Below are 20588 nucleotides of genomic sequence, written 5' to 3'. Positions count from 1 at the left end.
CTAGTTTTATAATTAGTTACCATGGGAACAGCGCCTGCTGTTCCCATTTTTCTATCGAACTCCAGGAAGGCGTCGTATGGATACAACTCAATATGTTCCCGCATTACTCTCGGATGAAGAGTTAACCCTTAGTCATTGTAAAACACACATGCAAGAGTTTCAGTCTTGGCTTGAACAGCGCTTCTTTGATGGCGATGATATCATTGCGTTAGTATCTTGCCGCGCAGAATACATGGATCAATTGCTAAATCGTCTTTGGCAAAAATTTACCTTAGCCACTCATCCCGAATTAGCACTGGTTGCCGTCGGCGGTTATGGCCGTGGCGAGTTACACCCTAAATCAGACATAGATCTGCTCATCACGACTACATCCACCCTAACCACAGAACAAGAGCTGTCAATATCACTCTTTATCACCATGTTATGGGATCTACGTTTAGAAGTGGGTCACAGTGTTCGTACTATCGAAGAATGTTTAGAGAAAGGCTTGGGTGACATCACGATTGCGACCAATCTATTAGAGTCGCGCTTGATCACGGGTTCGGAAGACACTTACGCACAGTTACAAGACATTATTGACCCAGAAACATTTTGGCCAAGCCAAGACTTTTTCCAAGCTAAGCATGAAGAGCAACTTGCTCGACATCATCAATTCAAAGGTTCTTCATACAATTTAGAACCCGATTTAAAAAGTAGCCCAGGTGGATTACGCGATTTACAAACGATTCTGTGGATCACCCGCCGTCATTTTGGCTCTAACAGTTTCTTAGAGTTAACTAACCATGGTTTTTTAACCAAAGGTGAATACCGCGAACTGGAAGATTGTCAGAACTTTTTATGGCGCGTTAGATTTGCCCTGCACCTTGGGCTAAAGCGTTGTGATAACCGCCTGCTCTTCGACCGCCAAACAACGGTTGCAGACGCGTTAGGTTATAGCGGCGATGGTAATCATGCTGTTGAAACCATGATGAAGCAATTTTACCAAACCATTCGTCGAGTTACCGAGCTCAATGAAATGCTATTACAGCTATTCAATCAAGCGATACTCGGACATGTCGGCATGGATGTGCGCAACATCACTGCCGATTTTCGTCTTCGTGGTAGCCTTATTGATACCACCAGCACCGATCTGTTTACCCGTCGTCCCAGCGCAATCATTGAATTGTTTTGTCACATTGCAGATAACGAACACATTACCGGTATTTATGCAGGCACGATACGCGAATTGCGTGACGCGAGACGTAAACTGACGATGTGGTTAGAAGACATCCCCGAATGTCGTGAACAATTCATGCTATTGCTTAAGCATCCTAACGCCAGCGGTTTAGCACTGACGCTCATGCATAAACACGGTGTCATTGCCGCTTACATTCCACAGTGGAGTCGTATTCTTGGGCAAATGCAGTTTGATCTATTTCATAACTACACTGTTGACGAACATACTCACCGTTTAGTGAAGATCATTGATTCTTACAAGCGTGATGAAACCAAAGAAACACATCCTTTATGTTGTGAGATATACCCGCGTTTAGAAAAACCCGAATTGTTACTTATCGCGGCTATTTTCCATGATATAGGCAAGGGGCAGAAAGGGAATCATTCAGAAATTGGCGCCATTGATGTCCGTGCATTTTGTAAAAAGCACGGTATTAACAAAGCCGATCGTAAACTCGTCGCGCGATTAGTAAAATACCATTTATTAATGTCAGTCACAGCGCAACGTCGTGATATTCATGATCCTGACATCATTACTGAGTTTGCCCGTACCATTGGCGATCAAGAGCATTTGAATTACCTCTATTGCCTCACGGTTGCAGATATCTGCGCGACCAATGACACCTTATGGAATAACTGGAAAGGTTCACTACTACGTGAATTATACTTCCTCACGCAGCAAGCTCTTCGCCGTGGTTTAGAAAACCCATTAGATGCTAAATTCAGGATCCGTCACAACAAAGATACGGCTTTGGCTTTTTTAGAAAATAGTAGCTTTAGTCTTGAGCAGATCCAAGCCTTGTGGGCAACATTCCGCTCCGAGTACTTTTTACGTAACGACCCGAGCCAGATCTGTTGGCACACAACGGGGATTTTGAATCACCAAGACCCAACAAAACCTTTGGTGCTGATTAGTCAAAACAGTACCCGCGGTGGTAATGAAGTATTCATTTATGCAAAAGAAAATAAACACCTATTTTCCTCTGCAGTATCTGCATTAGGTAATAAATGCTTAAACATTCATGATGCTAAAATCACTTCAAGTCGTAATGGCTATGTACTCGATAGCTTTGTGATCTTAGATCAAACCGGTGATACCCTCGCCCCTGATCGTGTGTACGCATTGCAAGAATCATTAGAAACAGTGTTAACAGCAGCTAAAGCGCCAGTGTTAAGAAAACAGCGTATTCCACGACAAATAAAGCAATTTTCGGTGAAAACCAAAGTCACGTTCTTAGCCACGAAGAAAAAACGTACCTTTGTCGAAATCATCACCTTGGATACGCCAGGGCTACTTGCGCGAATTAGCGCAATATTAAGCTCAGAAAATATCGTATTGCATAACGCGAAGATTTCGACCATCGGTGAACGCGCTGAGGATTTCTTTATTATTTCGGGCAATAACAATCAACCGTTATCGCCAGAACAACAAGCAGAATTACGCCATAATCTGATAACAGAATTGGCCGATAGCTAGCTGACCGAAAAATAACAATCATCATTTTCTTTGAAACGACAAAGCGAAATGTGATAGAACTAACAGTAATATTTTATTATTTATAAAAATAAATAGAACCCAATACTCAGATCCGGCGTGGTGTATGAATATCACGCCTTTATTCTAAATGGAGATTTTTCAGCTATGGCAACTTTTTCACTCGCTTTCGGTAGTGCAACTAAAAACACTGCAGGTAAAATTATCGAAGCTTTTTTCCCTAACCCGCTACTAAACCCAAGTGATAAATTGGTTGCTGATATTAGCGAGATCGTTACTTATCAAGGTCAAAATGAAGTTGTTGAAGTAACGTCTGCACAAGCAGCGCAACTTGCAGCAGCATTCACAGCCAACGATGATGCAGCCAACGCTAAATTTGCAACGGCAGCTGCAAACAGTAAGCAACCATTAGTACTTGTTATTCTTGCTACGGATGAAAAACCAGCATCGGTTGCTGAAGGTTATTTAAAACTACAACTTATCTCTCACCGCTTAGTTAAGCCACACGGCACAGTATTAGACGGTATCTTTGGTCTACTGCATAACATCGCTTGGACTAACCTAGGTCCTATCGACTTACCTGAACTTGCAGATCGTCAAATTGAAGCGCGTCTAGCAGGTGAAGTATTAACGGTAAGCTGTGTTGATAAATTCCCTAAAATGACAGACTACGTTGTACCGTCTGGTGTACGTATTGCTCACACTGCACGTGTACGTTTAGGCGCACACGTTGGCGAAGGCACGACTATCATGCATGAAGGTTTTGTTAACTTTAACGCTGGTACTGAAGGCGTGAGCATGGTTGAAGGCCGTATCTCTGCTGGTGTCATTGTTGGCAACGGTTCTGATATCGGTGGCGGCGCGTCTATCATGGGTACATTAAGTGGCGGTGGCCAATTAGTTATCTCAATGGGCGAAAACTGCTTACTGGGCGCAAACGCTGGTTTAGGTATCCCAATGGGTAACCGTTGCACGATTGAATCAGGCTTATACATTACAGCGGGTTCTAAAGTTCAAATGCTAGATGCAAATAACCAAGCGGTTGAAGTCGTTAAAGCACGTGATTTAGCGGGTAAAGATGATTTATTATTCCGTCGTAATTCAATCACAGGCACAATTGAATGCTTAACGAATAAATCAGCGGTTGAACTAAACGCAGAACTACACTCAAACAACTAATCTTTGAGTATTAAGTAAATAATGATGCCCAGCAATGCTGGGCTTTTTTAGCACTAAAAATAGACTGAATGAATAATATAAGTCTAAAAAACTCCTATTCGACTCATCAAATGAGTCGAATAGCTCACATTAAACGAACGCTATCACGCCTATTTACACTATAAATGTCGCTACTTTGCCATTTAATTCACTTGCCTGATGATTAAGTTGCTGTGACTGTACCAAGTTCTGGCTAGCACCTAAAACGAGTGTATCCGACACATCTTTAATGGCGATGACATTCTGCGATATTTCCCCTGTGACTTGAGTTTGCTCTTCCGCGGCGGTGGCGATCTGAGTGGCCATATCACTGATTAATACCACCGACTTATTAATTTCTTCTAAGGCATTCGCCGCTTGATCGGCATCAGCAACTGAATGAACCGCCAATGTCGAGCTACTGTCCATGAGATTGACCGCTTCTTTCGTCGTCAATTGTAAAGTATCGATTGTAGCCTTAATTTCCTCTGTCGATGACTGAGTACGCTGTGATAACACCCTAACTTCATCAGCAACTACCGCAAAACCACGCCCTTGCTCTCCAGCTCGCGCTGCTTCAATCGCCGCATTCAACGCCAATAAATTGGTTTGCTCTGCAATACCTTGAATGGTCGCCAGTATGGTGGTGATATCTTGTGCGTGGCGGTTTAAATCGCCAATCACTTTCGAGGCGTCAGCCACTTCATAGGCTAAATTATTGATCGATTTTTTGGAATTCAATACCAACTGTCGGCCTTGTTCAGTGCTACCTGTTGAATCTTGCGCTGCGCTGGCGGTTTGCTCCGCATGAGAGGCAATCTCTTGGGTTGCAGAAGCCATTTCAGTCACGGCCGTCGCAACCATCTCAATTTCTTGTTGTTGATGATTCAGATCACCAACAGATTGGTTAGCCTGTCGTTCGCCCTCAATGGATTCACTCGTCAAGGTTTCCGATTGCGTTCGAATATGCAGAATCAACTGCTGCTGACTGCTAACAAACAAATTAAAGCTATCGGCTAATTTTCCAACTTCATCATTAGCATGAAGTTCAATACGCTGGGTCAGGTCTCCACCACCCTGTGCGATTAACGCTAACGCATCCGATACTCTTAACAAAGGTTGAAACAGCATATTACACAACAAGTTGAATAAAAATGTGCATACAATAACAACAAGCGTTGTGGCGATAACCTGACTCCATATTGCCGAATACAATGGCGCAACTGCGGAAGCATAATTAACGACAATAACAATAAATAGTTCACTGCCTACAATCGATTCGGCATAAACAATATTTTCGACCCCATTTATCATTATCTTCTCAATTTTCGGGTTAGCTAAATGCAACTTAATAGCACCAAAATCGAGCCCTAACGAAGAGATCTGTTTATTTAATAAATTTATATCCTGGTGAGCAAAGATAGTACCTTGCTGATTACCAATAAACATATAGCCATCGCCAGGTAGTATCACGGCTGCCATGCTCTGTAAAATATCATTAATTTCAACATCAGCACCAATAACCACAGGCTGCCCTTGCAGCTGATGTAAATGACCTAACGAAACCACATTTGCTCCGGTAGCCGCGGCAACAGTAGGGTTGTCCATAAATACTTTGGAAGGATCCGCTTTAGCATTAATGTACCACCCCCATTTTCTTGGATCATCATTACCTACCGGTAATATGACCCCATTCGCATTCTTTTGACTACCGTCAGAAAAAGCAGCGAATACATTGTCAAACCCACCCGATACTGACATTTGTTGTAAATGTTTTTCCAGTGTTGCCGGACCAATATCATTAGATAGCGAGCCTAGGATGACGCCTTTAGATTCAATCCAATCGGCAACATACTTATTATACGATGCCGAAGAACCTTTTAATCGCTCTGCGATATCAACATCCAAGCGTTGTAACGAAGACCAAAATGATACTGAAGCAACCAGTATTCCGCCCAATATAATGGCCAGACTAGCTGATAGCGCGAGTTTATTTTTGAGTGACATATTTTTTAACATGAAACACCTTTAATGGGGAGTGCATTATGGCCAGCTCTATCTAGAGTTGAATATTTTGTGTCTTTCAAGGATGGTAAATACAGAGCAGAAGAAGTTCAGAATCATAGTGTAAAAAAAATGGCATCATTATTGATGCCATTTTTATCTCAGCAGCCTAAAACAGACTGCATTTTTAGTTATAGCGTATTGATATATTGTTCCATATCAGTACGTAGATTATCAGATTTAGTACCAAAAATTGCTTGGATACCAGAGCCTACAACTACGACAGCACGAGCGCCGAGAGCTTTCAATTTCTCTTGGTCAACGTCATCAATAGAGTTAACACTTACACGTAGACGAGTGATACAAGCGTCTAAGTTAGTGATGTTGTCTTTACCACCGAATGCAGCAACTAATTCAGCCGCCATTGCGTCAGTTGATACAGGAGCTGCAGCAACGTCTTCAGATTCATCTTCACGACCCGGAGTTTTAAGGTCTAGCATCTTAATCACTACGCGGAATACAGTGTAGTAGATTGCAGCGTAAACAAGACCAACAACTGGTAACCAAATACCGTTCGTTGATTGGCTGAACAATACAGTGAAATCAATGAAACCGTGTGAGAACGTAGTACCGTGTTTAATGCCTAGTAGAATCATCACTACGAAAGCAGAACCCGCTAATAAAGCGTGGATAACATAAAGTACTGGAGCAACGAATAGGAATGCAAATTCAATTGGTTCAGTAATACCCGTTAGGAATGAAGTTAACGCAGCTGATGCCATGATACCCATTACTTTAGCGCGGTTTTCAGGTTTAGCTGAGTGAGCAATTGCGATAGCAGCAGCAGGTAGACCAAACATTTTAAACATGTAACCACCAGCCATGTTTCCGGCAGTAGGGTCACCAGCTACATAACGTGAGATTTCACCCGTAAACCATTCGCCATTGGCAGCAGTACAGATTGTTTGAGTCGCTGCAGTGATAGCCGAACCATCAACCGCTTTACAATATGCGCCCGCTTCAAAGAAGAAAGGTACGTTCCAGATATGGTGTAAACCAAATGGGATCAATGCACGTTCGACAACGCCGTAGATACCAAATGCCATTGCAGGATTTTGATAAGCAGCCCAATCAGAGAATGCCGAGATAGCGCCGCCAACAGGAGGCCAAACAACTGATAGGACAAGACCTAATAAGATTGCAGCAAAACCAGTAATAATTGGTACTGCACGTTTACCCGCAAAGAAACCTAAGTATTCAGGTAGACGAATAGTATAGAAGCGGTTAAATACCCAACCAGCTAAACCACCGACAAGGATACCACCAAGTACACCAGTATCGATGCTCTCAACGCCCATTACGCCAGCCATTACACCTAGCGTTGCCGTCATAATACCGTAGCCAACAATAGCCGCTAAACCAGCTACACCGTCATTTTTAGTAAAACCAAGTGCAACACCAATAGCGAATAGCAACGCCATTTGGCCAAATACAGAACCACCAGCTTGTTCCATGATGCTAGACAAGATTTCAGGCATCCAACTAAACTTGGCTGCACCAACACCTAATAAAATACCCGCAACCGGTAATACCGATACTGGTAACATTAACGACTTACCTACTTTCTGTAGATTTGCAAACGCGTTACTCATCTCTCACTCCTAAGTGAACAAACTAAATAGTGCTATAACGGCGAACCGATACAGCTGAATTTGTTGAGGATGCATGATTAGCTTCCTTTGTTGCGTTAACTATAGCCTGCTAAAAACAATAGTCATAACAATTACCCTATCGGCAGTTTAGATTTGAATAGCCACTCACAATGGTACAAAACGGTACAATTGGATCGCTTTTTTAACAACACTATCAATATAGACACGCTTGAAGTGATCACATGGCAGGGTTTTACTTTAGGAAAGTAGGTACAAAGCTGATATTTAACCTGCTACACAGTGAAAGTAACGGGTTTAGCCCATGCAGGCGAGGTAGGTAAGATTAAAAATAACCGATAATAATAACAGTTTTACAGATAAACTTACGTAACAAAGTGTAACTTAAGTTTATCTGTACGTTAACAAGCGAAAAACACCGTTTTTCACGCCTTTCAATTACGCGTTTGGCAAGTAGTCACTTTCTTGTGCGGGCCAACCAAATTTATCAAATAAGCCTAACACTTCTTCACCAACGGCGGCTTCAATATGAACTTCCTGCTCTGTCACAGGGTGAATGAAAGACAAGGATTTTGAAATCAATAACAAGCGCTGCAAGTTAAAGTGCTCGCGATAAAACACATTATGGCGACCATCACCATGGGTCGTATCGCCCACGATAGGATGGAAAAGATGTCTCATGTGACGACGTAACTGGTGCTTACGGCCCGTTTGCGGTTCAAGTTCCATTAAACAATAGCGACTCGTCGGATGATTTTTACTGACCGCATACGGTATTTCAACCTGATGCAGAGGACGATAATGAGTAACAGCCTCTTGTGCTTCTTTATCTTGCGTTGCTTGCTTGTCGGCTATCTTGTCTAACTCGACCTTAAGCGCGTAATCGAGGGTACCCGCTTCATTGATCCAACCGCGTACCACAGCAAGGTAACGCTTGGTTAATGCGTGAGCCTGAAAAATCTCACTCATCTGTCTCGCTACATCACTTGATAAGGCAAATAACAATACACCTGATGTTGGTCTATCTAAACGGTGCACGGTATAAACATGCTGGCCAATTTGATCACGTACCATTTGCATCGCAAACTGCGTTTCATGACTGTCTAACCAGCTGCGGTGAACCAACAAACCAGCTGGTTTATCAATCGCCACTAAGTATTCATCTTGATATAAAATATCTAACATTGTGTTTTATTACCTAACTCGCTGTATTTAATTATTTTAACTGTTTTTATTTAATAGCTGATCAAACGTTAAAATCAGGCTTAACAATTCACGTGTATCCGCAATAACGGGTTTTAAAGCTTCTTCGGCCATTGGGTGTATTGCCATGTTCGCAGGTAGCGGCATTTGCATGACCACCAGCTGCGTCATTTTATCTAAAAAGATAAACTGTAACCAATCAGTAAAGGGCATAGTATCAATGCAAAATGGGGCTGTACTCGCTAACGCATCTGTACTTGGTTTCACGTTATTCCACAGTGCAATGTTTTGCAATTCCGCTTCAATCGCTGTCAGCAACTGTTGAGCTTGCAAATAGATAGTCATAGTTATATCTCGATTTAAGGCTCACGACACTAACTTAGCAACGAGACCAAACAAATTTAACGGCATTATACGCCAGCACAGCAAAGATACAAAAGTCCGTTGTGATCTCAATTCGCATCTTGATAATGTTTGCGTATAATACGCTAATACTTAAGCTCCATTCATCTCTACTTATCACTTGGACACATTAGATCATGGCAAATATGCATACCCTCAACACGCTATCGGAATTTCTGTTACAAGCAAAGACTCAATTTCGTGTGTATGACATGGGTCGTAAGATCAGCAAAATTTCAACCGACGACTTTATGCAGTTTGAATCAGCCCAGCGACCTTACCCAGCACCACTGCAGCGCCATGCTCAATTTGCGATCACCTTTTGGAACAAAAATGAGAATAACCAACACTACCTTTGGTTTCTTAAATTCCCACTAGATGAACAAGGTCTACTGATCCAAGGTACTCGTAATACCTTCCTTAATATGGTGGTTGAGTCACTGGGTCTGATGTTAGAAAAAACCCCAAGTGAAGAGCAACAAGAACATCTGGCAACAAACCCCTATGTGTTTAAACCAAGCACAGATAAAGTAGCCATGCTCAATGCCGTTATCAACCGTGATTTTATTCGCCCAGAAAGTAAATATTATCCAACTGCACATAATTACTTTGCCAATAAGCTAGGATTTGAACAATGGCAAGAAGTCGGTGTTCAAGGAATTTGCGATATCGCCGCACGCTTAAACCGTGATAACAATGCGCAACTTGTCGCGACAGCATTACCAAAACTACCAACGGAGCCATTATATTCTCTGTGCCTCGCCCTTGAGCATGAAGCGCTACCAACAGTATTAAGTGAAGCATTAGCGGCATTAATAAGCCAAGAAATAGCCCAAGAAAAACCCGACGATGTACGTCTGTCGATGTTGATCCGCGCCTTTTCAAGCGCACCAGCACAGGGATTGCGAACAGACCTGTACCCAGCACTCTTTAAGCACCAGGATATTAGCCAAACGATTGTGGCATTAGCAGGTCGCTGCTGGCATGATCTAAATGATGAAACGCTATTACTAGCCTTCTTTGAAGCTGCTGTGCAACAACAGCAAGGTGAAGAACTATTTATTTACCTGTTTTCAGACCTAGTGGCAATACCTGCACTGCGTAACAAAGTATTAGCCATGTTACGTAATCCAAACCGTACCAATACCCTGGGTAGCGCGATTGGCCTGCTGTTTCGCCAGCAACGTGGCTAAGCTAGCTAAATCGAATGAATAGAGTAAACAAAATTGAAATAGCGTTAACGCGCAGTGAAATACATGACAACTGCAGTGACGTATAATTGAATGAGCTATCACGGAGTGATTAGAATATGGGAAGTTTGTTAGCCATCGTCGTTGGGTTTATCGGGATTGTGATCTTTTCACACCTGCGTAAACAAGCCGAATTAGCCAATGCGCTAATCAAGCAATATTGCCAACAGCAGCAACTACAATGGTTATCAACGGCTCAAGCGGGTATCAGTTGGTTGCCACACAAAGGCAGTTTATTTCGCTATAAGTTTAACTTTGAATTTAGCAGTAACGGGGAAAATTCTTATCAAGCCTGCCTTGTGATGGCTGGACCAACAGTATTAGAGTTTATCGTTCCGCCTTATGCGATAGATTGACCGTGATAAACTAACGTTGTTGCTCATCTCTGGCTATACTGAAAAAAAACATTGGAGTCAGATGATGCTTTTAGCCACGCAAACCTTAGCAACGTTATTTGCGCAACTTGGGTTAGAAAATGATGAACTAAGCATAAAACGTTTTATCCATCAGCATAAACTCGAGGCCAGCGTATTATTATTTGAAGCCCCGTTTTGGAACAAATCCCAAGCGCGGTTTCTCCAAGAATCGATTTACGAAGATGCTGACTGGGCAGAAGTCATTGATCATTTTGATACCATGCTGCGTTAATTCGGCCAGTCAGTAGTCAGCTATAACATAAATAATCTAATCCACTAAATTACGAAGGAAGATATACATGAGCCGACAGCATATAATTGATGCCGCAAACCGAGTGGCTCTAGAAGGGAAGCAACCGAGTGTCGCACTGATAAAGTCGCACCTGACACAGCCAGCCGGTCTACGCGATATTATTGAAACATTGAAAACATGGCAGTTCGATCCGCATGCGAAAGTAGCAGAAAAACTGCAAGCAACGGTAAACGCTGCAACTGAAACAGAGCCTACAGCAGCGTTAATAGCGACAGCCATCGCCGCCGTACGTGAAGAGTTTGCACCATTACACCAAGAAGTCGCCGAGCTAAAAGCTGAAGTCACCGCCTTAAAAAAAGCGCTTTTAACACAATAGCGGCTATTTATAATAATTACATCAGCAACATGCGACTGACTATCCGACATTTCATCAAGATACGAATCAAACGAGTAACCAAAATCGTATCTTGATAAATAGACAAGGTCAGTTGCCACCATTGAGAGAATACCTTGTTTACTGCAGAACTGACTTTTGAATGTTACCAAGACACGACTATCGATGCTGTCGATGGTGCGATTACCCAACTTATTGATGCCCTGCGTTACAATGGCCAAATATTAGGTCGTGAATTCCCAACCAGTATGGATGACGGCGTATTTATTACCCGTGTAGTTTGCCCTGAAGAAGAAAGCTTACACCCGAGACATCATTCCAACATTGTTGAAAAACGCTTACAAGCCTTAAGTGACGCTGGATTACTTGCCCCTAAGATCCGCCTCACAGGCATGGATCTACATTCAGACAATACCGATCCTTGTCAGCAGCCAGAATGGCAGGTGTTATATACTCATTATCTCAGCACTTGCTCACCACTGCGCTGCGGTGAACATCTCGCCCCTATCCCACTGTATAAACTACCCACGCCAGCAGTTGGCGATCACCAGGATTTATTACGCTGGCAAGTAGATTGGAGTTCAACAGATGAATTACAAATGCATGGCACCACACTAAAGCAAGCATGTAGTGACGCATTAACGGACATCACCAGCCCACTGAATAATACTGGCTGGCAGTTAGCAAAAGACATTGAGCAGAAAAGCCAGATACCGACTTATTACTATTTGTATCATTTAGCTGAAACGGCAGAAAAAGACCAGAAAGCACGCCCTTGTCCAAGTTGTGGCGGTGACTGGCAATTAGCCGAATCACTACACGGTATCTTTGATTTTAAATGCGAACCTTGTCGTTTATTATCAAATTTACCTTGGTAGGCTGTTGACTTATAACTAGGTGACGTCAAATAAGACATAAAAAAGCGCAACTGAGTTATCACTTGCGCTGTTTTATACTGACTCTTTATCGTAATCTAGTATTCGAGTAACACCGGTGTTAACTGACTAATAAACGTAGCCAGGTCTGGCGCCAACACTTCCGAAATACCTTTACCTAAGACTTCACGCACCACTTCACCACTGACATTATCCAATGCAACGATCTGCATATCATCAGCGCAGCTAGCAATAAATAAGGTTGGCGATTGTTTGAGTGTTTTTTTCATCATCAAGTGGGCTATCATATTTTCTTGCAAACGCTTTGAGTCATCTTCACTCCATACTTGTACCAATTCAATGATCTCATCATTAAAACTCGCAGGCATATGATCACTAAAATAAGAACCAAAAAAAGCAGATATTTGAGGGTCTAGTGCAATACTTAATGCAGACTCTATGTTACTAAAAGAGGTGATTTCATCGCGTTTAACTGGCAACCAGGCTTTATGTCCAGCAAGTAATTGTGGTTGATTAGCGTCGGCAATAAAGCAAGGTGAATCCCACTCGGGATCAAACGCTTGCTGTGGTAAATAATCTTGTGTTTGCCAAAGTTGTTCACAGCGCGCATAAAAAGCAATTAACGCATCGGTTACAGCTGCAGTCATTATATTCCCCAAAAAATGATTAAATCAGCTATAGCATATCACTACGCAGTAAAATTTATTACAATCTCGCCATTGATAAGTAAATTATCTGCAACAGACGAGAATTAACCATGACACCAGCAAACCGTTACCAAGATTCAACTGCGCTCGATAAACTCAATCTAGGGCAAAAAACAGAGTATATCTCTCAATACCAACCTAGCTTGTTACAACCAGTACCAAGACAATTGAATCGAGATGATCTGGCGCTATCAGAGCAATTACCATTCACAGGCTGTGATCTATGGAACTTATATGAGCTGTCTTGGTTAAATAGCAAAGGCAAACCAATTGTAGCCGTTGCTGAAGTAAAGGTGTGCGCGACGTCAGTCAATTTAATTGAATCTAAGTCATTCAAACTGTATTTAAACAGCTTCAACCAAACTCGTTTTACCTCGACACAAGAGGTGACCGAAACACTACAACGCGATTTAGCGAGCTGTGCTGAAGGCGCTGTTGAAGTCGAAATGTTCGATGACTTGGATACTGCGCCAAGCCAAATCACCAAAATTAGCGGCACTTGCATTGACCACCTTGATATTGACGTCGATGGTTATGAATTTAATGCTGAGCTATTACAAGGAGCTGCAGATAGCTGTGACCAAGTTGATGAAGTCATCTACAGTCATTTACTTAAATCAAACTGCCTTGTCACTAACCAGCCAGATTGGGGCAGCGTTTATATTGCTTACCAAGGTAACAAAATCGACCAAGAAGCATTATTACGCTATTTAATCTCATTCCGTCAGCATAATGAGTTTCATGAGCAATGCGTTGAACGTATTTTTACCGATATAATGCACTTCTGTAAGCCAGAGCAATTAACTGTTTATGCTCGCTATACCCGCAGAGGTGGATTGGATATCAATCCATTCAGAACCAATTGTGATGCCAAAATCGATAATATTCGCTTAATCCGCCAATAACATGACATGACTGGGTGTTTTTTTAAATATCCAGTCATTAACAAAAGCAGTAAAATAGTTTAGTATTTAAAAGTTGCAGATAATTCGGTTTCCAGATACCTTATTGATCATATAGCAATAGCGACCTCACCCCAAACGAGGCCTAATTAGCAAAGGAACGCTAATTTTAAAATAAGGACGTGTAATCATAAGAATGTGATAGCGGTCTTTCTAGTCGATATTAAACACATGATTTTACGTTTTTTTTATGTTCTTGCTACACTCCTATTTAGCACCACCGTAGCAGCCAGCTTATTTGACCAGCTGACATTGCCTAATAGTCTAAAACGCAGCCAGCAAGTGCAATACAGTCAACCTTATCAATGCATTCAAATTATTGATGAGTTCTTACAGGCACAAAAAAAAGACGTCGTAAGCGAAGTTTCACGTGTTAGCCAGATCCGAGAAAAATCGGTTACCCCTTCCGATCTGGTACTCATTAAACAGCAAAAATCCCTGTGTTATTTCTACGCCAATAATACCGGTCAAGCCGTTGTGACACTTGATAAAATGCTGGCAAAAAAAAACCATAATGTGCCACTGCATTTACGCCAACAAACTCTGTTAATTAAAAGTCACATCTTAGCTCAATCAACAACCTTGGCTAATTTCCAGCTTGCACAAGAGACAATTGATCAAGTGCTCAGCAGTATTGATGACAATACGTATAATCCAACAGCTAATGGCTATTTTGCCCTCAAAATTATCGCAGGTGAGATCGCGCTCAAATTAAACGACTATCAAGAATCAATGACACTGTTTCGCGAGGCTCAAAAGTACGCAGCCAAAACACCACTCACCAATAATGCCGCTTGGGCTGCTTATGCGATTGGCTATAATTACCAACAACAAAATAAACTCACGTTGGCGATTAATTTTTACAGCAAAGCACAGCAAAAATTACTCGATAATAAAGACACGCTCAATGGCCTACTCACTAAAAAAATGAGTCAGGCATATATCGCCGAAGATAACTTTAAACTGGCGATCAGTTTTGCGAACCAGTCTGCACAATATTACCAAAACCTCGGTAACAAACTGCAACTTTCTGATTCTTTATTAGCTCTTGCTAGTATGCATCGAAAAATAAAAGAATATAATTTATCCTTAGTGTATTACTTTAACGCCTTAGATTTATTGAAAGTATTCGATGAAAAAAATAGATTAAATACCGTTTATTTCGAAGTGGGTAAAACCTATTTGCAAATGGGTAACTTTAGCTTAGCAGAGCAGTATTTACTCAACGCCGAGCAACTTTTTGTTAGCAACGGTCAAAGCCGCTTGTTACTTGAAGCACTCGTACATTTAGCTAATTTAGCGATCCAACAACAACACTACGACAAAGCATTAGCGCGATTAAATAAAGCGTTAACGATTGCGGGCCAACTCAATAACAGTAAAAACTTTGAAACCGTCTATTTGTATCTTGCAACAGCGTATGAAGAAACAGATCAATACGCCAAAGCGCTTGATAGCTACAAACAGTTCGTGCGTTACAATAAACTATCTAACTTTGACGCAAAAAAAGCAGTGCCAGTGTCAAATCAACACAAAGAAAATAATGAAATAAAATCACAAAAAATAGACCAGTTACAAGCGCAAGTAACCAAACTTAAACAAGCCAAGCATAACTTGATTATTAATGTGTTCTTATTGGCCTCGATTATGTTGATTATTCTGTATTTGTACTACGTTAATAGTCAAAAAATGAAGCTACAACGCGAAGAAGTTGAACAGCTCGAAGATAACTACAACCTCCACCCGAATACCGGCTTGAATAACATCAACAGTCTCAAGCAGTATATCCCTACGCCATTACAAGAGGCCCGATTTTACTCGGATTGGGAATATACTGATAAACAGAATAGTGTCCACAGCTGTGCTATTATCAACCTGGATTTTTTACAAGCTTTACGTCAGAAATATAGCCTTTCCCTGGTTAATAAGATCGAAACCGAGTTAGGTGCTTATTTACTACTACAACTGAATGATTCTGAACGTTTATTCCAGTTAAACGACTCACAGTTATTATTGATTCGAAAAGTAAATAAAAACTATGATCCAGCTGTCATTGCTAACTATATTTTAGATTTGTTTGAGCAATTTGACTGCCAACTGAATTTTAATAAAGACATCTCAATAGGCATGGTTTCTCACCCGTTCTTATTTAAATACCCAACGGCGATAGACAGTAAAAAACTGTTAAATATAGCGACCTTAGCCTTATCCGGCGCGACTCAATTAAGCCAAAAAAACAAACAAAATAGCTGGGTGCAATTAAGTGCATTAACCTACACACAACCAGCATTTTTCCATGGTGATATTTGGAATCGCTCTAAACAAGCAATTGAAAAAGGCTTAGTTAAAGTCACCTCATCAACCGACAAGAATGATATTAATTGGCTGTAAGCTTACATTTTAAGCGCAAACTATTTTATAGATGTATATATAATGGTAAGCTAATCTTCATCTTTGATTTAACCAATATGAAGAGTTTTCATGCAGATATCACAAGATACGCATTCAGCAGCACCCCCAAGTGAGTCCAACGGCTACACTAAAATTAACACTGCAATGCTATTGGCCTTCATCAATCGTTTACTCGGTGCAACGCGAGGGATCGATAACGAGCTAAACATTGAAGTGAGTAAACTGAAAGCGACTCTTGAACGCAGTGCGTCTGACGATGAAATCATCACTCACATCAAACAAGTAGAACGTCAGGTCATGCTACAACCTAACGTACTATCTGATACCTTAAAAATTGCTGATAATGCCGTATCTCAAGCAGCTACGTCACTCATCAACTTGTTACAACACGATCCAGCACTGACCGCAGAATTACAATTAGTATTAGCGGAACCAAAAGCGACCGCAGTTGTTGCATTACAAGCTAAAGTACAATCACTGTTCTGCATTTATCATAATGCAATCAAAAATCTACAAGCATCTAGCAGTGATAACGGCCATAATCTATCAGCAACTGCAATAGCCCATAAAAAGATATGCGATGATTTACAACGCTTAATCAATGAATTGGACTTTGCAGGGGGCTTTGGCTCAAATCTAAAAAAAATCCGCCAACGCTTATTACAAGGTGTTGAAAGCCATGAACTCGTTGATATCTGCCTACAGATCATTAACAACGTTATTGAAGGTGCACGTGAAGAACGTCTAGCTTCAAAAACCTTCTTGCACGCCATCGTTGAAGAACTCAATAACATTGCTTATAAGTTTGATAACTCATTAGTTGATAGTAATAACATCAACCAAAAACAGATGAGTTTATTAGAGAATTTGAAAGAACGTATCGATATCTTAGATCTCGATATCAGCACCTGCGATAACTTAGCTGAAACCAAGCAACACGTTCAGCAAGGATTAGAGATCATTTCGAGTAGTATTCAGCAGCAGGAACAATTACTGCAGGATAAAATTAGACTTGAAGCACAAATAAAAGCAGTTCAACAGCAACTTGAAGAACTAAAAAAAGAAACGTTGCTGCATACTCAGCGTTTAGAAGCACAACAACATAAGCTCTATCTAGATTCATTAACGCAAGTCTATAACCGCACCGCATTAGATGAACGTTTTAAACTTGAATTCAAGCGCTGGCAGCGCTATCAAACTAATACCACCATCGCGATGATAGATATCGATCACTTTAAAAACATCAATGATACCTTCGGTCATATCGCCGGGGATAAAGCGCTTAAAATAGTGGCAAGAGCACTGCAAAAATCAATTAAAGGCGCTGATTTCATTGCTCGTTTTGGTGGTGAAGAATTCGTATTATTACTGACTGATTTAGCGCCAAATGAAATACAGGCTGTGCTAGATAAACTGCGTAATACCATTAAAAGTATACCGTTTAGATTTAAAGGGAAGCAGATCTCAATTACAATTTCAATTGGGGCGACCCAGTTCACTGCCGACGACAACGAGACAATGGAACCTTTCGAACGTGCCGACCAAGCATTATATGAAGCAAAAAGTTCGGGACGAGATAAAGTCATCATTAGGATCTAAACTTAATGAGACCTGCGGCGATAAGTCCAGTTGTAATCACCTTTTAACGTCTGATTATAGCTGCTCGTCGTCAATGTCTCAGACAGGAGTTTAGTTTATGATCACCCACATCAAACCCGTCGGTAGTATGGATCTACTATCACAGCTTGAAGTCGACCGCTTACAACAAAAAGCCACCAGCGATTTATATTTATTATTCCGAAATTGCTCGCTGGCGGTATTAAATTCAGGTTCTCGTACCGATTCAAGCAGTGAGATTTTAAAAGCCTTTCGTAATTTTGATATCAGCGTTGTACAGCAAGAACGCGGCGTCAAACTTGAACTACACAACGCGCCAGAGCAAGCCTTTGTCGATGGCGAAATAATTCGTGGTATTCAAGAGCATCTATTTTCTGTATTACGCGATATTCTCTATGTCGATAGCTACATTGAAAAAGTCCCTGTACCAAAAAAAGATCTATCCTCATTTTTAACTAACCAAGTATTTTCTATTTTACGTAATGCCCGTGTGATCAAATCAGACTCAGATCCCAACATGGTGGTGTGCTGGGGTGGCCACTCGATTCGCTCACCGGAATATGAATATGCCAAAATGGTAGGCCATGAATTAGGCTTACGCGAGATGAATATATGCACAGGCTGTGGCCCTGGTGCAATGGAAGGGCCAATGAAAGGTGCTACCGTTGGCCATGCCAAACAACGGGTAGCACAGCGTCGTTACCTTGGCCTAACAGAACCGAGCATCATCGCAGCAGAGCCGCCAAACCCTATCGTCAATGAGTTGGTGATCTTACCGGATATCGAAAAGCGCCTAGAGGCCTTTGTCCGTCTTTCGCACGGGATTATCATCTTCCCTGGTGGTGCTGGCACAGCAGAAGAGTTGCTATATCTATTGGGGATAATGATGCATCCCGAGAATAAACGTCAACCTTTACCGATCGTATTAACGGGGCCGAAAGAAAGTGAGGAGTACTTCACTACTATTGATGACTTTATTGGCGCTACATTAGGCTTTGAAGCACAAAAGTATTACCAAATCATTATTGATGATGCGCCCAGTGCCGCACAAATAATGAAAAAAGCGATGCAAAAAACCTACGAATACCGCCGCGCAATTGGTGATGCGTATTCTTATAATTGGAGTCTTAAAATTGAACTCGATTTTCAGGTGCCATTTATCCCCAACCATCAGCATATGGCAGCGTTAAACCTGAACCTTGAACAAGCACCAGAAGTACTCGCAATGAACCTGCGTAAAGCCTTTTCAGGCATTGTCGCTGGTAACGTTAAAGACTCGGGGATCAAGGCAATTGAAAAAAATGGTCCATTTAAACTACAAGGCGACCCGAAATTGATGCAATTAATGGACAATTTATTAAAAAGTTTCATAAAACAGAACAGAATGAAGCTTCCAGGTAGTAAATATGAGCCTTGTTATGAAATAATTAAACCTAGTTAACTTTGATGAAACTTAAATATGTCCAAAAATCACTTATTAATTATCGATGCATTAAATCTGATCCGTCGAGTACATGCTGTTCAACTCAATCAAAGTGATGATCCTGCTGCGCAAATTAACGCAACTCGTGAAACGATTAAACATGCAGTAAGAAAGCTGCTCTCGATCACGGCGCCGACGCATGTTGTCGCTGTGTTTGATGCAGAACAAACCGGTTGGCGACATCAGATCTATCCAGAATACAAGGCTAATCGTAAACCGATGCCAGAATCGCTACAACAAGCGCTGACGTTCATCCAAGATGATCTGTGGGAATTAAACGTCGACTCGCTGCTAACAGAGCAAGATGAAGCTGATGACTTAATTGCAACACTGGCGATAAAGATGTCAGCCCAACAACAACCAGTTACCATTATCTCAACAGATAAAGGCTACTGTCAGCTATTAACACCTTATATCCAAATCCGTGATTATTTTAATAAGCGTTGGTTAGACCAAGAGTTTATCGACGATAAATTTGGCGTACAACCACAGCAACTTGCCGATTATTGGGCATTGGTAGGGATCAGTGGCAGCCACTTAGCAGGCGTCGCCGGTATAGGTCCTAAAACAGCAACACAATTACTCACCCAGTATCCTAATTTAGATGCTATTTATGCTAGCGAAACGTTAAAACCCAAGCTGCGTGAAAAACTTGATACACATAAAGAGATGGCTTATATCACTCAACAACTCGCGCAACTCAAAATTGATATCCCGCTTGGATTTAATTTAAAAGACTTGAGATATCAACCTTAATCTAAAATTAAGCGTTATAAATGACAAATTGTAACGCTTAATGATAGAAATCGAACGCGCGATTAAGCCTTGCACCAACCTTTAATAGTATAGAAAAAGCGAATATCTAGATCTATCTCTAACAAATGCATTATCCCCCCTGTGAAACCCTCTATTTCGCCAAATTACAGCAGCAACTGGATTAACAAGTGAGCAATACTTTGTTACCATACGGCAACAAAATATTTTCATTTGAAAGTAAGCCAAATTAAATAAG

General features: G+C 41.3%; 17 protein-coding genes. 12 read left to right on the top strand and 5 right to left on the bottom strand.

What is annotated here, in order from left to right; translation table 11 throughout:
* Window positions 1-76: 76 nt before the first annotated feature.
* Together glnD and dapD are read left to right on the top strand one after the other, a co-directional pair.
* Window positions 77-2692, top strand: coding sequence for a bifunctional uridylyltransferase/uridylyl-removing protein GlnD (glnD, locus tag JFU56_RS20335; protein ID WP_198439077.1), 2616 nt, complete (start codon window positions 77-79; stop codon window positions 2690-2692).
* Window positions 2693-2857: 165 nt separating this feature from the next.
* Window positions 2858-3889 (top strand): 2,3,4,5-tetrahydropyridine-2,6-dicarboxylate N-succinyltransferase, encoded by a 1032-nt coding sequence (gene dapD / locus JFU56_RS20330; protein WP_198439076.1) that lies wholly within the window; start codon window positions 2858-2860, stop codon window positions 3887-3889.
* A 153-nt stretch (window positions 3890-4042) separates the two neighbouring features.
* On the opposite strand, the gene JFU56_RS20325 is transcribed toward dapD, so the two are convergent.
* The 4 genes from JFU56_RS20325 to JFU56_RS20310 all read right to left on the bottom strand — a co-directional run bounded on the left by JFU56_RS20325 (window position 4043) and on the right by JFU56_RS20310 (window position 9129).
* Complete coding sequence (locus JFU56_RS20325; protein ID WP_198439075.1) at window positions 4043-5926, bottom strand: methyl-accepting chemotaxis protein; 1884 nt, start codon at window positions 5924-5926, stop codon at window positions 4043-4045.
* 176 nt (window positions 5927-6102) lie between these two features.
* Window positions 6103-7563 carry a PTS glucose transporter subunit IIBC gene (gene ptsG / locus JFU56_RS20320; protein ID WP_198439074.1) on the bottom strand — a complete coding sequence of 487 codons (1461 nt, stop codon included), beginning with the start codon at window positions 7561-7563 and terminating at the stop codon, window positions 6103-6105.
* Between the two features lie 456 nt (window positions 7564-8019).
* Window positions 8020-8766: a tRNA pseudouridine(65) synthase TruC gene (gene truC, locus JFU56_RS20315; RefSeq protein WP_198439073.1), complete on the bottom strand. Its 747-nt coding sequence runs from the start codon at window positions 8764-8766 to the stop codon at window positions 8020-8022.
* A gap of 36 nt (window positions 8767-8802) precedes the next feature.
* The gene (locus JFU56_RS20310; protein WP_198439072.1) at window positions 8803-9129 is read right to left on the bottom strand and encodes a YqcC family protein; all 327 of its coding nucleotides are present in this window, start codon (window positions 9127-9129) and stop codon (window positions 8803-8805) included.
* A 194-nt stretch (window positions 9130-9323) separates the two neighbouring features.
* Between JFU56_RS20310 and JFU56_RS20305 the strand changes: the two genes are divergently transcribed.
* The 5 genes from JFU56_RS20305 (at window position 9324) to JFU56_RS20285 (ending at window position 12377) form a co-directional block, all read left to right on the top strand.
* Window positions 9324-10379, top strand: coding sequence for a DUF3549 family protein (locus JFU56_RS20305; RefSeq protein ID WP_198439071.1), 1056 nt, complete (start codon window positions 9324-9326; stop codon window positions 10377-10379).
* 116 nt (window positions 10380-10495) lie between these two features.
* Window positions 10496-10792 (top strand): DUF3301 domain-containing protein, encoded by a 297-nt coding sequence (locus JFU56_RS20300; RefSeq protein ID WP_198439070.1) that lies wholly within the window; start codon window positions 10496-10498, stop codon window positions 10790-10792.
* A gap of 64 nt (window positions 10793-10856) precedes the next feature.
* Complete coding sequence (locus JFU56_RS20295) at window positions 10857-11084, top strand: DUF2789 domain-containing protein (RefSeq protein WP_374221061.1); 228 nt, start codon at window positions 10857-10859, stop codon at window positions 11082-11084.
* Window positions 11085-11151: 67 nt separating this feature from the next.
* Window positions 11152-11481: a hypothetical protein gene (locus tag JFU56_RS20290; RefSeq protein WP_198439068.1), complete on the top strand. Its 330-nt coding sequence runs from the start codon at window positions 11152-11154 to the stop codon at window positions 11479-11481.
* Between the two features lie 134 nt (window positions 11482-11615).
* Window positions 11616-12377 carry a Zn-ribbon-containing protein gene (locus JFU56_RS20285; protein ID WP_198439067.1) on the top strand — a complete coding sequence of 254 codons (762 nt, stop codon included), beginning with the start codon at window positions 11616-11618 and terminating at the stop codon, window positions 12375-12377.
* 95 nt (window positions 12378-12472) lie between these two features.
* Here the strand turns inward: JFU56_RS20285 and syd are convergent, their stop codons facing one another.
* Entirely contained in the window at window positions 12473-13042 is a 570-nt protein-coding gene (gene syd / locus JFU56_RS20280; RefSeq protein WP_198439066.1) for a SecY-interacting protein, read from the bottom strand.
* Between the two features lie 110 nt (window positions 13043-13152).
* Here syd and queF point away from each other — a divergent pair, with 110 nt between their 5' ends.
* From queF to xni, 5 genes are all read left to right on the top strand, one after another.
* Complete coding sequence (queF, locus tag JFU56_RS20275; RefSeq protein WP_198439065.1) at window positions 13153-14007, top strand: NADPH-dependent 7-cyano-7-deazaguanine reductase QueF; 855 nt, start codon at window positions 13153-13155, stop codon at window positions 14005-14007.
* A 228-nt stretch (window positions 14008-14235) separates the two neighbouring features.
* Window positions 14236-16455, top strand: coding sequence for a lipopolysaccharide assembly protein LapB (locus JFU56_RS20270; protein WP_242066039.1), 2220 nt, complete (start codon window positions 14236-14238; stop codon window positions 16453-16455).
* Window positions 16456-16545: 90 nt separating this feature from the next.
* Window positions 16546-18075 carry a diguanylate cyclase gene (locus tag JFU56_RS20265; RefSeq protein ID WP_198439064.1) on the top strand — a complete coding sequence of 510 codons (1530 nt, stop codon included), beginning with the start codon at window positions 16546-16548 and terminating at the stop codon, window positions 18073-18075.
* Window positions 18076-18172: 97 nt separating this feature from the next.
* Entirely contained in the window at window positions 18173-19534 is a 1362-nt protein-coding gene (gene ppnN, locus JFU56_RS20260; protein ID WP_198439063.1) for a nucleotide 5'-monophosphate nucleosidase PpnN, read from the top strand.
* Window positions 19535-19552: 18 nt separating this feature from the next.
* Complete coding sequence (gene xni, locus JFU56_RS20255; RefSeq protein ID WP_198439062.1) at window positions 19553-20332, top strand: flap endonuclease Xni; 780 nt, start codon at window positions 19553-19555, stop codon at window positions 20330-20332.
* Window positions 20333-20588 lie beyond the last annotated feature (256 nt).

It is taken from the genome of Moritella sp. F3 (genome assembly GCF_015082335.1).
Classification (GTDB): Bacteria; Pseudomonadota; Gammaproteobacteria; order Enterobacterales; family Moritellaceae; genus Moritella.
The sequence above is the reverse complement of the archived record's forward strand: the minus strand, read 5'-3'. Positions and strand labels throughout refer to the sequence as shown.